The following is a 16,963-nucleotide window of genomic DNA, read 5'->3' as shown; positions in this document are numbered from 1 at the left end:
CCACCTTTCAATCCTTTATTTTACAAGAATTGCTTCTAATTGTTCCAACGATTTACCTTTTGTTTCGGGTAATAATTTTATGATTAATAGGAGTCCTAAAAAAGCGAAAAGTCCGAAAATCAGAAAAGTCAAAGTAGTTCCTAATCTTGACAATTCCCAAGGAAAAACAAGTTGAACTAAAAAGCTTACCGCCGAATTAATGAATCCGACAAAAGAAATGGCAATTCCTCGTATTCTATTTGGAAAAAGTTCCGAAAACAACACCCACATTACTGGTCCTAAAGAAATAGCAAATGAAGCCACGAAACCTAAAATACAAAATAGGATTAGTGTTGAATTCATCTTTATAGAAGCTGTTATAAGTTCTGATTCATATTTATTTGCAACTGCAGTACCAATGGTTGATGCTACAGCATTTTTAAATTCGGTATCCGTTTCAAAGGTTTTATTTTTTAAAGAATTCAGTTGACCATCATTTATTTCGACTGGTAACTTGTCAACTGAAGCATCGGTTAGAGTATAAGTTGCAGCATTAAAACTATAAGCCAACACAAACATACTCAGTGCAATTCCGCTTACACCAACAACTAACAAAGGTTTTCTTCCTAATTTATCAATTAAAGCCATTGCTACAATGGTAAACACCACATTGATAAGACCTACTAAAATAGCTTGGATAAAAGAAGCATCGGTACCAATTCCTGATTGTTCAAAAATCATTGGAGCATAGAAAAATACGCAGTTGATACCAACAATTTGCTGCAATATTGCGATTCCAATACCAATAGTCATTACTAATTTCATTGAAGGAACAAACAATTCCTTGATGGAAATTTTTTCTTTTGGAGCAGAATCCAATAAAATACTTTCCTGGATCTCGGCAACGACTTTCTCGGCTACTTTTTCATCGCCAACGGTTTTCATTATGTCTAAAGCTTCGCTGAATCTTCCTTTCATTATAAGCCATCTCGGGCTTTGAGGAACAAAGAACAAAAAGATAAAATAGAAAAAAGCGGGAATGAATTCAATTCCCAACATCCATCTCCAGTTGTATTCTCTTATTCTTAAATTTTCAACCCAAGCAGCATCAGAACTTGCTAAATGAACAATAAGATAATTAGTAAAAAAAGCTACTGAAAGTCCAATCACGATATTCAACTGATTGAATGAAACCATTTTCCCCCGTTTGTCTGCCGGTGCTATTTCGGCAATGTACATTGGTGCTATTATTAAAGAAATTCCAACACCAATTCCAGCTAACATTCTAGCTAATACCAAGATAAAAAAGGTAGGTGCCAAAGCGGATAAAACAGCAGAAAACGCATACAATAATGCTGAATATTTTAAAACAACTATTCTACCATATTTATCACTTATCGGACCAGCAAACATCATCGCCACAGTGGCCGATAAGGATAAAGAAGCTACCGCCCATCCCAATTCGATTTTCGAAAGCTGAAATTCAGGTTCTATAAATTTGATAACTCCGGAAATAACAGACGCATCAAAACCCATTAGAAATCCACCCATAGCAACCACTAGTGCAATTAACGTTACTGAACTTTTTTTAGTTTGCATATAATTTATCTATTTCGTTTATATTTAATATGGTTTAAAGGGTATTTTGAATAGCTGTGAAATTCTAATTTAATTATTAATTTTTTTGAATTGCTATATTATTTACTTCTTTAAAACTTTTAATGAACTAATAGCACCATTGGAATTAATTTTCAAAGTATAAATTCCAGTTGACAAACCTGACAAATTAATGGAGCCATCATTTTTCAATAAAAAACATTGTGTCATCAATTTTCCATTTATATCATATACCTCAACAACTGAATCCGTTGGCAAATACTTCAAATTCAATATGTCTTTTACTGGATTTGGATAAGCGACTATGCCTTCTGAAATATCTTCTTTTTCAATGGTAGTAGAAGCTATTTTTAACCCTGTCCTGTTTGTTTTAACAGTGAGAACAGCTTTGACAGATTCATTTCCGGCGGCATCTATGGCAGATAAATTTACGGTGTTTGTTGAGCCTTTGGCTAAACCTGTCACAGTAAAATTCAGTTGTGTCGTCGTTCCTTTTAGAACACCATTTACATAAACTTTATATCCCGTTACGCCCACATTATCTATTGATGCAGTCCACGATAAATTAAAATAGGTAGCTGCTATAGAATTGCTCGCCAAATTTCCTGGGACAGTTGGTGATTGTGTATCACTTCCTTGTGCAATTCCTGCATTCACATCATAACTGTTCAAATTATCATAATAATAAGTGTCCCCAGTAAAGGAATTAGAAGCAAATAACAGTATGATTTTATCCACACTTGTGTTAGAAGTAGTTGCGTCTGGAACATCCAGTAATTCAAAGGCAATGCGTTGCCACTGATTTTGAACGGTTGTTGTTCCTATGTAACGACTGTGTCTTCCCGATGGATAATTTGAAGCTGTAGCTACCGCACTGTTTTCAAGTTGAAGTATTAATTGTGTTCCAATTGGTGCTGCCGTATATATATCAATATAAAATTTCTTTGTCTTTGAAGTGTAGTTAGAAGCGTCTTTTATGCCGGAAGTTTTATAAACAATAATATCATACTGTTCAAGAGAATTTCTAATGTATTTAGCCGATAATGCTGATGTATTCACTCCTGACACTAAAGGATTAGGTACAACGCTATGAGTCCCTGTACTGCTAGTTAAATCAGCGTATCCACTAACATCAAAATTGGCAAAAGAGAATTCATAAAAATAAGGTGGTTGAACATAAACATATTCATTTAGAACTGTTGTTCCGCAACCTGAAGTAACGTTTGCCGTTACATTACCACTTGTGCTGCCAAAATTGATTTTAACCGTGCTTGTTCCTTGACCAGAAGCAATTGTGGCCCCAGTAGGCACGGTCCAAGAAAAAGTGCTGCCACTTGGTGCATCTGCAACTGAATATGATACATTTGTTGCCTGATTTACAACCTCTCTTGGCCCTCCTATTGTAGCCGTATTTGATGCATAAACCCTAACATAATCTATTTGCATTGACTGCGGAAATATACTGGTATCCACTGTTCCTCCAAGATTTCCTCCAACGGCCAAATTCATGATGAAAAAGAATCTTTTGTCAAACGGCCAACTATTAGGAGAAATATCACTAGTTGTAACCGTTTTATATAGAATATCGTCGACAAACCAACGGATTTTCCCAGCTTCCCATTCAATTGCGAAAGTATGAAATGCGTCTGCAAAGGTGCCCGAATTTAGCGAGAAATTTGTACTTGTATATTGATGATTAGTATTTGAACTTCCATAGTGTAGTGTTCCAAGAACAGTGTTGGGTGTTTTACTAATGCTTTCCATAATATCTATTTCACCACTTGCTGGCCAAGTACCATAAAAATTATCAGTGGGCAACATCCAGAAAGCAGGCCATAATCCTGCACCTGAAGGTAATTTTACCCTAGCTTCAAATCTACCGTAAGTCCAATCGCCTTTTAATAAAGATTTCATTCTAGCGGAGGTATAAGAACTTCCTGAAACCCTCTCCTTTTTTGCAGTGATACTTAAAATACCATTACTTATAGTTGCATTATTTGACTGATAATATTGCAACTCATTATTTCCCCAACCGCATAAACTTATGTCACAACCTGTACCTGTTTCGAAAGTCCATTTTGTAAGATCAACTTGGGTACCATTGAATTCATCAGACCAAACCAGTGTTGGACATTGAGCTTGAGCGTTAATATTAAAGCAAAGCAAGATTAATGTTGTAAATAAACATTTTAGTACGTGGTTTTTTTTCATAATAATTTGGATGTTTTAATTTGATTAGTAATTAGTTATTTTTTTTTTTGATCTAGGATATTTACCAAAAATAAGCTCATCATAATCCGCTTTCTAATGAAGTGATTATGCAAATCGGCGAATAGTATGAAAAGCTTGAGTGTAGTTTACTTCAATATTAAAATCAATTTCGCAATCGATTATTAAATATTGAAAAAATAATTTTTTAATTTTCATTATTGCTTCTGCTTAATAAAAAACAGAAGCAATAATAAAAAAACAACAAACATTAATTATAAACTCTAACGTAGTCTATTTCAAAAGTTGAAGAAACAAAATTAGGATCAATAGCTCCTCCAAAGTTTCCGCCCATAGCAGAATTGAAAATAAGGAAGAAATTCTGGTTAAATGGTAAACTTGCCGAATTTACAAAAGTTTTAAACAACTGACCGTCGACATAAAATTTGATAGCATCTGCTCTCCAGTCTATGGAATAAATATGAAATGAAGTAGTTGCTGTAGTATTTGGAGTTGTATTAGACGAATCACCACCTCCACCTGAACGGCCTGGATAATGAAGCGTGGCATATATTTTATTTAAGTCATTACCTTTATGTTCCATCATGTCGATTTCTCCGCATGCTGGCCAAACAGAAGTATCAATATTATTTCCCAACATCCACAATGCTGGCCAAGTTCCTCCACCAGATGGCAATTTTGCACGCATTTCTACTCTACCGTATTTGAAAGAAAATTTACCTTTAGTTAAAAGTCTAGCAGAGGTGTAACTACTTCCTAGATAGTTTTCTTTTTTGGAAATAATTTTTAAATAACCGCCTTGTACAATTACATTTTCAGGTCTACTAGTATAAAATTGGGCTTCATTATTTCCCCAACCGCCAGCACCTATATCATAACCCCATTTTGCTCCATCGGGCGCACCATCTGTATTAAATTCATCTGCCCAAATTCCAGCAGGAGCGACATATAATGTTAGTGTTACAGATGTACTAGCAAAATTAGGTCCGTTATATGCTGAAACATAAATTTTAAAGGTATTTGTCCCCGATGTCTTATATTTATAAGTATAAAGCCCACTAGTCACATCCTGAACCTCACCTTCCCCAAGAGATATTTTATATGAAGTCGCATCTGCTGCGCTTATATTAAAAATCACAGTTCCATTGCCGTCACCGTTTGGGAATTGTGTACTTGTGCCAACAATTTGCGCTGTAACCACAACATTAGATGGGGTCGTTCCGTATGTTCCGCCTCCACTACTATCAGAGGTACAAGAGACCATAACTAAAGCGCATAGTATTATACTGCTAATAAATGTATATACTCGCCAGTTATTTAATTTAGAAACCAAAGTATTTTGTATCATTTGAATGTTATTTTAAATTTATAAAAAAATTAATAGACCCAGAACCAAAATTAAGTTCTGGGTCTTGTTTTAAAAAATTAAGTTGCTGGTTATAGTTTTAATAACTAGCCTTTCTTGTTTGAATACTATTACTCTTAAACATAGCTTTTGAAGAAATTGATTGTCAAATTCATAACAACAATAGCTGTTGTGTTTTGAGTATTAATTTATATATACTGATATATCTTTAGTGACACTAGTCGAAGTACCTCCTACTCCTGAAGCAACTACTGTAACTTTATACTTAAATACACCTGAAATTTTGGGATCAGTATTGTTAATGTAAGTGGTTGAAGCTGAATTAACATTAGACAGAATAACAGGATCAAAATTATTTGTGTCATCATAATCAATTGAAGCTTCAAGAATATTATTCCCCGTGATTGAAAAATTCACTTTACCGGAACCATCACCATCAGGATGCGTGGCATCTTTACCGACGATAACCGCATTGATAACAATATTATTAGGAGCTATTAAATCCCCGAAAGAATAGTTGTCTTCAGAACAACCTGCAACAACAAAAAGTAGCAAGAAGAATATGCCAAAATTGTATTTTATATTTGTTTTCATATATATTATTTTAATTATTTTGTACGAAATTATCTACGTAAAAAACCTCTTGTGCTCCAGCTTGGGTATCATTAAAACGCATTACTAGTTGTCCGAATTTAGCTCCAGCCGGAATAGCAGAAATAGTTCCATAATCGAAAACAATTTCTTCCCAAGCTCCAGAAGTAGTAATTGGCACCTTTTTTATTGCAACACCCGCTGCCGGTTGTCCAGCAACAACAGGGGCTTGTAATAACAAGGTTATATTTTTACCAATATTTGCTGGAGTAGGATTGTAAACCATAACTTTTATTTTTTTTCCATAAGCAAAATTTATTGGAATATTAAATGCGCTAAGCGTTCCGCTGGTTGTTCCTCCTTTAGTAAACATGCCTACTTTTGCACTAGTATTAAGACCTGTTGCATTAGGATTGTTAACGGTTGCAAATAGTGAAATTGGACTACCAAAAGGGGCAAATATATCCACATCTGGAGTTTCAAAGTCAATAGGCAAATCATATAATGTTTTATTTACAGTAGTTGTTGCAGCTCCACCACTTAATGCTACTACTTTCAAAACAAAAGGACTGCTTCCAGGAGCAGGATAAGTATGAGCCGGCAATGTTTTACCAAGATCCAATGGAGTACCTACTTCGTTAGCTACATCTCCATAATACACTATAAATGATTTAGCATATAATGCACTTACACTTACTTTCATTTCCCCAGAAGTTTTAATAACGACATTTTCTGGAGCTCTGAAAGTTACAACCAACGGATAAGTTGAAGTTGTTTGGTTTCCTGCAATATCAGTGTAAATGATAGTTACAGTATAAGAACCTTCGGGGTAAGTGTGTGAGGCACTTGAACCAGGGTTAACTATAGCAGATGCGTCTTTACCAATTCCGTGACCAAAAATAACCTTAGAAGACGTTACTCCTTCTCCTGTTGGCGAAATTCTAACTATTCCTGAATTATCAGTACAGATATTAAAAACTTTGGAAACGTTTGCAGAAGCTGCAGAACTTAAAAAAGAAGTGTCTTGATCAATTCCATCAGGAATACTGCAACTTATTGTAACAGCCAGTAGCAATACAAAGCTGAATATTAATTTTATATTTTTCATATTATTGTTATTATTAATTACTATATCCAGGATTTTGTACTAACAACGTGTTTTGCAATTCTTTGTAAGGAATTGGAAAAACTTCATTTTTATTTGGTTTAAAACCTCTACTTGCTAATACAGTTGCTGCATCCCCCCATCTCACTAAATCAAAGAAACGGTGTCCTTCACCAGCTAATTCTAATCTGCGTTCTGCTTTAATAGCAGCAAGTGAAACAGGTGTGCTTGCTAATCCAACTCTGGCTCTAACTGCGTCAAGTAAAGCTTGTGCCCTTTCTCCAGTTCCTCCTAATGCTTCTGCTTCCATCAAATAAGTATCCGCTAAACGAATAACGTAAGAGTTTTGGTGGTAATTTAAAACCGCATCTCCAGTACCTGTTGTTACATCGGCTTTTCTTGGAATAAATTTATTAAGAAAATAACCTGTATCTTGATAACCCGCAATATAACTTGCTTGATTAGCAGCACTCATAGCTTTCAAATCTAAAACCGTTGAAGCAAATCTAGGATCTGCTTTAATTACATCATAGAATACTTGTGTAATTACATTAAAACTCCATCCAGATGGAATATCAGGAGCAGAAGCAGCAATTTTAGTGTAAGATCTAGGGCCACACATTACATTGGCTACATTTCCTTCTGCGGCATCACCATAAGAAGTAATAGGATGGTTTGCCCAGCTCGCACTAGATACGGAAGTATGAGCTACTTCAATAATAGATTCAGTATTGAATTTATTATCAACTACCCAAAGATCACTAAACTTAGCCAACAACTTATAACCATATTGACTTATCCCTCCTGGAGTCCCATTTACTGCTGCTAATTCTGTTGCTGCTAATGTATTCTTCTTGTCATATAAATACACTTTCCCAAGTAATGCTCTTGCTGCTCCTTGAGTAAGGCGACCTGCATCAGCTGATGGAACCGTAACGGGTAAAAAAGGTATCGCATCAGTAAGATCTTTTTCTATTTGAGCATAAACATCTGCGGGAGCTGCTTGTTTAACTGAATAAAATTCAGGAGTAGTAAGAGGCACAGTAATTAAAGGAATGTTTTTAAACATTCTAACTAAATTGAAATAATAATTAGCTCTCAATGCTTTAGTTTCAGCAGTGTATCTTACAATTAATTTAGCATCCATAGGAATACCCGGTAATTTAGTGAGCAAATAATTAGCTCTAAAAATACCTTGATAATGCATATTCCAAAAATCTGGCGAAATAGTAGTCGGGCTTAAGGTGTAATTTGAAAAACCTTGAATTCCTGCACCATCAGTTTCTGATCCCCCACCGGCTAAATGGTCATCGGAACCCGCATTCATCATAGTAATCATATTGTCAAATCCTCCAGAATTTAATCGCATCATATCATAAACAGCGACTAGTCCTGCAAAAGCTTCGGTTTCATTTTTATAATAACCTGATTCTAGATTAGTTCCTTTTGGCGCTACCTCTAAAAAATCTTTTTCGCAGGAAACCATTGTGATTATTATTGCCAGAGCAATAAATAAAAACTTAATTTTTATTGTTTTCATAATTCTAAATATTAAAATTGAACATTAACTCCAAACATAAAAGTTTTGGCTTGCGGATAGTAACCTTTATCTATTCCTAAAACATTTCCTCCAATTTCTGGATCATAACCTGTGTATTTTGTAAGAGTCAATAAATTTTCACCAGTTACAAAAAATCTCACTTTACTAAGTTTACTCTTTACAACCATATCGTTTGGTAAAGAATATCCAAATGAAACCACTTTAAGACGCAAATAATCACCATCTTCTAAGTAGAAATCAGACATATTCCCAAAGTTTCCATTGGTATCATTATTTGTAAGTCTAGGATAATCATTTGAAGTTCCTGGACCAGTCCAACGACCTAAAGCTTCTGTCTGATAATTTGCAGTTGGGATATCTAAACGACGTAAGCCCTGAAATATTTTATTGCCAGTTGCTCCTTGAGCAAAAGCCATAAAGTCAAACCCTTTATAATCAATGTTTATGGTTAAACCAAAAGTATATTTTGGAAGTGGGCTACCTAAGTGTTGTTTATCTGCATCCGTGATTGCTCCATCTCCATTTGTGTCAGTCCAACGGAAATCACCTGGCCTTGCAATTGGTTGAATTAAACTACCATCAGCATTTGCATAGGCTTTAACCTCGTCGACAGTTTGAAAGATTCCGGCAGTTTTAAATCCATAAAATGAATTATAAGCCTGACCTACTTCTGTCCTTGTTACATCTCCCATTGATTGAAATGCTGCATTACCACCTATAAAACTTTTACCTTGACCTAAATAAGTCACTTCATTTTTTAAATACGATACATTTCCATTGGCTGAAAGATTAAATTCACCGAATTTTTTACGGTATCCAAGTTCAACTTCAACACCAGTATTACTCATATCGGCAACGTTTCCTAAAGGACTTCCTGTTGATCCAACATATCCTGGCAATTCTACGCGTTGCAAAATTCCAGTAGTTTTTTTATCGTAATATTCCATAGTTAATGTAAAATCATTAAATAATCTTGCATCAAAACCTATGTTCAATTGCGATGTTTGTTCCCATTTTAAATCTTTATTCGCAGGGGCATCCGGGCTATTTCCTGAAGAGATTGTTAAACCACTCGTCCCGAAAGTATAGTTTCTTCCTCCACCTATAAGCGCCAAGAATCCATTATCTCCAATTGCATCATTACCTGTTATTCCATAACCCCCTCTAATTTTTAAGGTGTTTACTACATCATTTTCTTTCCAAAAACCTTCTTTTGTAACTACCCATCCTAAAGAAAAGGAAGGGAAAACACCAAATTTGTTATTTGATCCAAATCTAGAAGAACCGTCCTTACGGTAAATACCAGTAAACAAATATTTTTCTTTGTAATTATAATTTAAACGAGTGAATAAAGATGAAAGTCTATGTCCTTGTGATGTGTACGCCCCTCCTGTTATTTTGTCTTTAGGAATAAAAAAGTTGAAAGAGGCATCTTGATAATTATTAACGGGTAAATTTTGGTAAGACACAAAAGTACCACTAGAATTATTATCTACATAATACCCTTGTCCCAACAATAAAGTAAAGTTATGGTCTCCAATGTTTTTTGTGTAGGAAAGAGTATTTTCATTATTCCAGCCAAAAGTTTCGTTGGTACTTCTATTCAAAGAATTTTGGGAAGTATTAACATTATTACTCAAAAAGAATTTAGGTGTGAATGATTCGTCACCCCAAAAAGCCCTCTTTAAACCAACAGTTGATCTGAATTTTAAATCTTTAATTGGCGTAATTTCAAGAAAAGCGTTACCAATAAAATCATCAGACCAATTATAGTTGCCTAATCTCGTGTTTAAATAAGCAACCGGATTAGTCATTTCTTGAATTACCACTGGTGAAATCCCGTAAGGATTACCATTTGCATCTCTGAAAACTAGATTATTAGGGTTAGCATATATACCATTATTAGCCTTAATAGGGTCCATTTCAACAACTGGAGTAATAGGATCCAAATTTATCGCTGAACTTAAAGGCCCACCATATTCACTATTAGTATTTCCTAGACCAACACCTTTTTGATGTGTATATCCAAATGTTTGGCCAATAGTGATATATTTAGATAATTTATGAGTTGAATTCAAACGAATATTCTTTTTACCAAAATTTGAAATTTCTTTAGAAACTATTCCTTCTTGATCTTGAATTCCAAAAGAAGCAAAAAACGTAGAGACATCATTACCACCACTTAAACTAAATTCGTGATTGGTTTTCAAGGCATCATAGCTAAAAATTTCTTTTTGCCAATCTGTACCAACTCCTAAAGCACTTAAGTTTGGATAAGGAAGAGTTTGTCCGGCAGCTCCTGCTTTTTCATTCATTAATGCCCCATATTGAGCTGAATTAAGCAAATGCAAAGTTTTTTCAGGAGAAGAAATCCCTGAATAGCCAGTATAACTAACACTAAACTTTCCTTCCTTTCCTTTTTTAGTTGTTACTAAGATAACCCCAGACGCAGCACGAGCACCATAAATGGCTAATGAAGCAGCATCTTTAAGTACCTCAATTGATTCAATATCAGATTGATTTACATAACCTATTCCACCTGAGTCTACAATTACCCCATCAACAACCCAAAGCGGATTGTTTCCACCGTAAGTATCAAAAGTAGTTAATCCTCTAACCCTAACCGTAGAGGCAGCACCTGGCTGGCCTGATTGTGCTGAAACAATAACCCCAGAAACTCTTCCTTGCAAGGTTTGCTCTATACGTCCGTTAGGAATTTTTTCGAGATCTTTTGCTTTAACACTGGAAATAGCACCAGTATTTACACTTTTCTTTTGAGTACCATATCCTACAACAACAACTTCTTGTAAAACTTTTGACTCTTCTTTAAGTGAAATAGAAATTTTCGAATCATTCGAAGTTACTTTATATTCAAAATTTTCAAATCCTACATAAGAAAAAACAACAATAGAACCAGATGGAACTGCCTTTAAGGTAAATTTTCCATCAAAATCAGTTGCCGACCCCTTTGTGGTATTTTTAATTTGAATGTTAGCACCAGGTATAGGTAACCCGGAACCCATTTCTTTAACAACACCGCTAATATCATAACTCTGGGCAAAACCAAAAGTAGATAGAAGCAGAAAAATAATCAATAGATAGTTTGTCTTCATAATTAATGTTTTTGTGAATGGTAAATTTATCTGAACTAACTAATAAAACTTCAAAAAGAACCACAACAAAAAACATACAAAGCAAAAAAAGATGCATTTAATTTATGATACTTAAAAAAATAAGGTGTTTAGTGAGAAATTGCGAATAATACCTAAATCTCATGAGCATAGGAAAAGTAATAAATAACGATAATGTTGTGGTAATGTATAGCTAATTTAACATCAAAGTAGTCATACTATACAGACAAAATATACTCAACTAGACCTTGTTCGTGGGGTAAGTCCATTTTTTTACGCAAACGATATCTTTTAATTTCTACACTTCGCACAGAAATATTAAGCAAAGGCGCAATTTCTTTAGAGGAAAGGTTCAATCTAAGATAAGCACATAATCTTAAATCATTAGGTGTCAATAATTGATGTGCTTGTTTAATTTTTTTCAAAAAGTCTTTATCCGCATTATCAAAAGCTTCCTTAAAAACCTTCCAAGAATCTTCTTCAGTGATATTTTTATTTATTGTCCTTATAACAGATTTAACGCTTGAATCTCCATTTTCAGAAGTTTTCTTCAAGTCTTCTTTTATGAAAGTCAATAACTCATTCTTACTATTTAAAGTCATAGAAGTAACTGCCAACTCACGATTTTTCATATCTACATCTTGAGAAAGTTGCTCGTTTTCTAACTTCATTAGCTGTTGTTCCATTTCTAGTTCTTTAATTTCTAACAATAGGTTATTTTCTTCAATTAATTTTTCCCTCTGATTATGATAATATTTTTTGTATGCTATATGTATATAATTGGATATAATCAGCAATAGAATTATATAAATAAAAATTGCAAAGTTTGTTGCATAAAAAGGTTTAAGAACAGTAAATGAATAAACTGCAGTATTATCAAGATACGAATTAGCAAATTTAGCTCTTACTTTAAACACATAATCTCCTGGAGAAAGATTTTTAAAATTTACTGTTGGCTTAGTGCTCCATTGGCTCCATTCGTCCTGAAATCCTTCTAATAAATATTGATATTCTGCTTTAATATATTTATTGTATTCTGGCACAGTATAACTAAATGTAATATTATTTTCACTATATTTAAAATTGCCATCTTTTTGAATAGAATTATTTACAAAACTTTCGTTTAATTTGTTTGTTGCAATTTCGGCAATAGAAACTTTATAATTTTTAAAACTTAAATCATTAATATTCAAAATGTAATAGCCATCAGTAGTACCAATTAAATAATCAAAATCTGATATTTGGTCGATATTCTCATAGCCTGGCATAGCATTGGACAAGGAAGCTGAAATAGGAATAACGTTTTGCTTAAGTTGATTGCTCAATTTACTTAACGAAAAATAATGAATATGATTTTTTGAAAACAACCAGATTTTATTAGAATTATCTACAATCATTTTCCCTGAAGTATATTCATCTTTTTCAAAAACAGAACTCATTAACTTGTCTTTTTCAAATTGTTTTGTTTTTGTGTTTAATTTAAAAATACCATCTTTATAAGCATAATAGATGGAGTTATTAAACTTAACTAAACCCGAATTCCTTCCTTTTTCTGGGAATGAATACGAAATAAAAGGGTTCGTTTTAAATAATTTATTATCTAATTTTAATCTGAAAAGACCCTGATTTTCATGACTCACATACACTTCAAGTGCAGAGTTGATTTCAAAAAATCTTGATGAGTAATCGAATCCTTTAATTTTATTTCTAAAAACCCATTGATTATTTATTTTTGTCAAAACGGAAATCCCATAGTAATTTCCTTGAAGTAAAAGTGATTTCTGATTCGGAACGGGCTCAAATTTCCATGTTCCGGACGTTGGAAAGATATTTTTAGCCGAATTATCCTCTATAATAAATGTTCCGGAATCATGTCCACAAAACAATGTTCCATCATATTCAAATAGTGACCAAACCTGACCTTTTGTTCCATTTATTAATTTAAAAACTTCGTCGCTTTTATAGTTTTTATAAAACAACCCTTGATTGGTTCCTATATAAAGCTTTCCACGATACAATTTTGACGCATAAACTGTCCCCAAATTACCCGTATCATCAGTACAACTATGAATCTGTGATTGAAGATTGATACAGTTGATTCCGTTATCTGATCCAACCCAAAGATTCTTATCTACATCTTCAAACAATGACAAGGCAGTATTATTAGACAGCCCCTTAATTTGTGTAATATGGTATTTTACCTTCCCTCCCCTTGTTAAAATAAAAACTCCGTTTGATACTGTTCCTATTGCAAAACTTCCGTCTGAAATCCTTATGCAGCTATATATACTGGTTGATTCCAATTCTGAATCTGCATCTGTTGAAAATTTAGACAGAACATTATTAATTAAAGTATAAAACCCGCTAAATTCTGTCTCAACCAAAAGTCCTTCATCAATCGAGAAAACATTAACGATTCTATTCTTTTTAAGAATTTCAGAATCTGAAACTAACTTGCTCATTCCGCTTTCAATTTCATAAAGTCCTTCATTTAAAGACTGAAAATAAATAGAATTATTTGTTTGATAGGATTTTGTTATACCTCGTTTTGAAGCTATTATTTTAAAAAAACCTGTTTGAGAATCATAGATATAAATTCTATTTAAGGACTGAAAAACAACCCATTGATCGTAATTTATAATATTCCAAAAAATTTCATCATTGAGAATTTTACTCTTTATAGTCTTACTGAGCGAAGTATATTTTAATTTACCATCATCTTGTCTTTTCCAAAACCCAAATTCCATATAACAACCAGTATAAATTTTATCGTTGACCACTTTTACGGAACGAATAATAGTCTCATTAGGTGATTTGTTAAGCGACCAATTTGAGCCATTGAATGCTAATAGGCCTTCATGATTTGCGAAGTAAATATATTGATTTTTATCCTGCGATATCATCCAATTCTGATTCCCTCCTTCATAATTAGATGTCGTATACTTTATTATGGGAGGTAACTCCTGAGAGAAACTCCATAAAAAATTTAGCATCAGTGCAAAAGAAAAATACCTTGAAAGTTTATTTAATAGCATAGTAAGATGAGGATAGAATAAAAATCTGATTTAAAATATAAATATATAGATATATAATTAATAAAATAAAAAAAAGGCACGTTTTTTAAAAACGTGCCTTTAATTATAAAAAACTATTTAATCTAAAAATCTATTCTTTTACAACTTTTGAAGTACTGGTTTTACCATCAATTTCTGTTGTTACCATATAAACCCCTTTTTGAAGCTCATTAGTTTGCAAAGTCACAGTGTTACTTTTTGGGCTTGCATTCATAACTTCTTGTCCCAAAACATTGTAAACAGATACTCTTTGAATAGCACTATTAGCATCAATTGTTAATGTGTTTTTAACAGGGTTAGGATACATTTTTATACCTGAAGCATCAAATTTAGCAACTCCTAAAGTAGTTTTCCAGAAATATAAATTATCAAAATAAGTTGTAGTTGAGCCAGTAGCTGATTCTAACTTGATTTGACCAATATTACTTAATACAGGAGTAGGATAATTTGTAGTATTTACATCAATATCAAAACTATTCCAACCAACAACTGTTGGAGTAACTGTTACAGGGTTTTCAGCTCCAGGAGAAATTAGAGAAATTTTCATAGGTACCAAATCCTTATTCAACATATCAATATGCAATTTCCACATACCACCACTAACATCTGAACTACCAGCCATTACAACACCTTGATAAGTAAATTTTTCCATTCTTTTAAATACATCACCATTTCCTGGGTCAACTTCATCAACAATTGTTGACTGTCCCCAACATTGACATATAGCTGTTCCAACAAGATCAGTGTATGCACCACTATAAATTGATATTACATCAGCAGGGTTTCTAACAGGCGGAGTTGGAGCGGCTACTCCTGGAGGTGTGTCATGAACTAATAAATCAGCGCTAACTATTCCTGATACATAAGGAGCAGATGCTGCTTGAGTAGCTGTAATAGTTGTTGTTCCTGGCCCAACTACAAATACTGTATTACCAGTTATTGTAGCAACTGCTGTGTTGCTGCTAGTATATGAAAAAGTACCTGGGCTATCGCTAACTGGATCTACTATATCAAAAGGAGCATCGCCTACGGTTGCGGTAGGAACCGTTAAGGCTCCAATTACAGGTTGACCTACTTGTTTTTTGGTGAAATTAAAACGCCACCATACACCAGTACCACATTCAATATCTAATGTCATATTAGATGCAGTAAGAGTGCTAACTATATAAGTTCTAGAAGCTGGCATTACAGTTGCAGGGTTAGAAAGTTCTCCAGTATTAACAGCTTTAGGAAGTCCTAAAAAAGCGCCTATACCACTAAGTGTAATGGTGTTATTACCAGCAGAATAAACCCAAGTAGCAGGATTTACACCATCATGCGGAGCGACAGGTGTTCCACAGCCTTCAGTAGCAGTTTGCCAAGTGGCCTCTAACCAAGTGGATCCTTGCAAAACATTTTGAAATGAACCATCAAGATTTAATACAAACTCATCGTCAAATTGACAAGCTCTGGTGTTAACATCACCAAGACTGTTTTGATACCAAGCATTACTTCCTTGTGATGGACCAACCTGGAATGCGCCTGCTCCTGAAGTAAATTTCCATGTCCCATCAGGTGTTTGAGAAAATCCTAATGAATATATCATTAGAGCAATTAATAATGTAATTTTTTTCATAATATTTTAAGTTAAAGTTATTTTTCCAAATTTAAATAAGATTATTACTTTTAGGCTTTTAACAAACTGTATAAAAACTATACAAATGAATATATTACGCAAACGTTTGAATTCATTAACAATAACAAGGGGAAACACTTGTATGTTATGTGTTTTTTATGTCAAATCTCAGGACATAAATCATAATATGTTGTGGTAATGTTGAGTTAAATATTAAGATTAATTACTTATTTAGATTAAATATTAATAACTAAAAGTACAATTTAAAATGATATGCATAAAAAATATTGTATTTTTTAAAGTTTATCGAAATAAAAGAATGTTTAACTAGTTTATCTTTAATGTCAATTCACCTAGTAATATTATTTCCGTTTGATAAAAGTAATTTTCTCCATACAAATTGAATTCCCTTAAATACATTTATAGAAAATTATAATATTCAAAGTATTCAATTTCAAAATCCAGAAAAGGCCACTAATACTATTTTATTACATTATAAGGTAATCTTTTTTTGAAATTTTATACTTGTTCTCCATTTATGTAAAATTCTTTTGTGAAATAACCTTTTGAAAATCATTATCTTCTTGAATTTGATATATACCATTCAATATAATCCTGGGGATTCTATCATTTAATATCACAATTAAAATATCAATTTGAACTAAATAGCTCAGATAATACTGACTGTGTATAGT

At 33.3% G+C, this 16,963-nt stretch carries 9 protein-coding genes; all 9 read right to left on the bottom strand.

All coding sequences use genetic code 11. The features are described from left to right. Positions 1-15: 15 nt before the first annotated feature. The 9 genes from ACH2BV_RS10795 to ACH2BV_RS10755 all read right to left on the bottom strand — a co-directional run bounded on the left by ACH2BV_RS10795 (position 16) and on the right by ACH2BV_RS10755 (position 16,268). Positions 16-1,578 carry a sugar porter family MFS transporter gene (locus ACH2BV_RS10795; RefSeq protein ID WP_395050735.1) on the bottom strand — a complete coding sequence of 521 codons (1,563 nt, stop codon included), beginning with the start codon at positions 1,576-1,578 and terminating at the stop codon, positions 16-18. A 102-nt stretch (positions 1,579-1,680) separates the two neighbouring features. Beyond that, positions 1,681-3,807 (bottom strand): family 16 glycosylhydrolase, encoded by a 2,127-nt coding sequence (locus ACH2BV_RS10790; RefSeq protein ID WP_395050734.1) that lies wholly within the window; start codon positions 3,805-3,807, stop codon positions 1,681-1,683. 268 nt (positions 3,808-4,075) lie between these two features. Continuing rightward, complete coding sequence (locus tag ACH2BV_RS10785; protein ID WP_395050733.1) at positions 4,076-5,173, bottom strand: glycoside hydrolase family 16 protein; 1,098 nt, start codon at positions 5,171-5,173, stop codon at positions 4,076-4,078. 201 nt (positions 5,174-5,374) lie between these two features. Continuing rightward, positions 5,375-5,785, bottom strand: coding sequence for a hypothetical protein (locus ACH2BV_RS10780; RefSeq protein WP_395050732.1), 411 nt, complete (start codon positions 5,783-5,785; stop codon positions 5,375-5,377). A 10-nt stretch (positions 5,786-5,795) separates the two neighbouring features. Next, entirely contained in the window at positions 5,796-6,890 is a 1,095-nt protein-coding gene (locus ACH2BV_RS10775) for a hypothetical protein (RefSeq protein WP_395050731.1), read from the bottom strand. A 13-nt stretch (positions 6,891-6,903) separates the two neighbouring features. After that, positions 6,904-8,427, bottom strand: a complete 1,524-nt coding sequence (locus tag ACH2BV_RS10770; protein WP_395050730.1) for a RagB/SusD family nutrient uptake outer membrane protein — start codon at positions 8,425-8,427, stop codon at positions 6,904-6,906. An 11-nt stretch (positions 8,428-8,438) separates the two neighbouring features. Beyond that, positions 8,439-11,561 (bottom strand): SusC/RagA family TonB-linked outer membrane protein, encoded by a 3,123-nt coding sequence (locus tag ACH2BV_RS10765; RefSeq protein WP_395050729.1) that lies wholly within the window; start codon positions 11,559-11,561, stop codon positions 8,439-8,441. Between the two features lie 236 nt (positions 11,562-11,797). Next, complete coding sequence (locus tag ACH2BV_RS10760) at positions 11,798-14,614, bottom strand: triple tyrosine motif-containing protein (RefSeq protein ID WP_395050728.1); 2,817 nt, start codon at positions 14,612-14,614, stop codon at positions 11,798-11,800. Between the two features lie 130 nt (positions 14,615-14,744). Next, positions 14,745-16,268: a T9SS type A sorting domain-containing protein gene (locus tag ACH2BV_RS10755; protein WP_395050727.1), complete on the bottom strand. Its 1,524-nt coding sequence runs from the start codon at positions 16,266-16,268 to the stop codon at positions 14,745-14,747. Positions 16,269-16,963: the final 695 nt, after the last annotated feature.

It is taken from the genome of Flavobacterium sp., assembly GCF_043780635.1.
Lineage (GTDB): Bacteria > Bacteroidota > Bacteroidia > Flavobacteriales > Flavobacteriaceae > Flavobacterium.
This window is presented reverse-complemented; position numbering and strand designations above follow the sequence as displayed.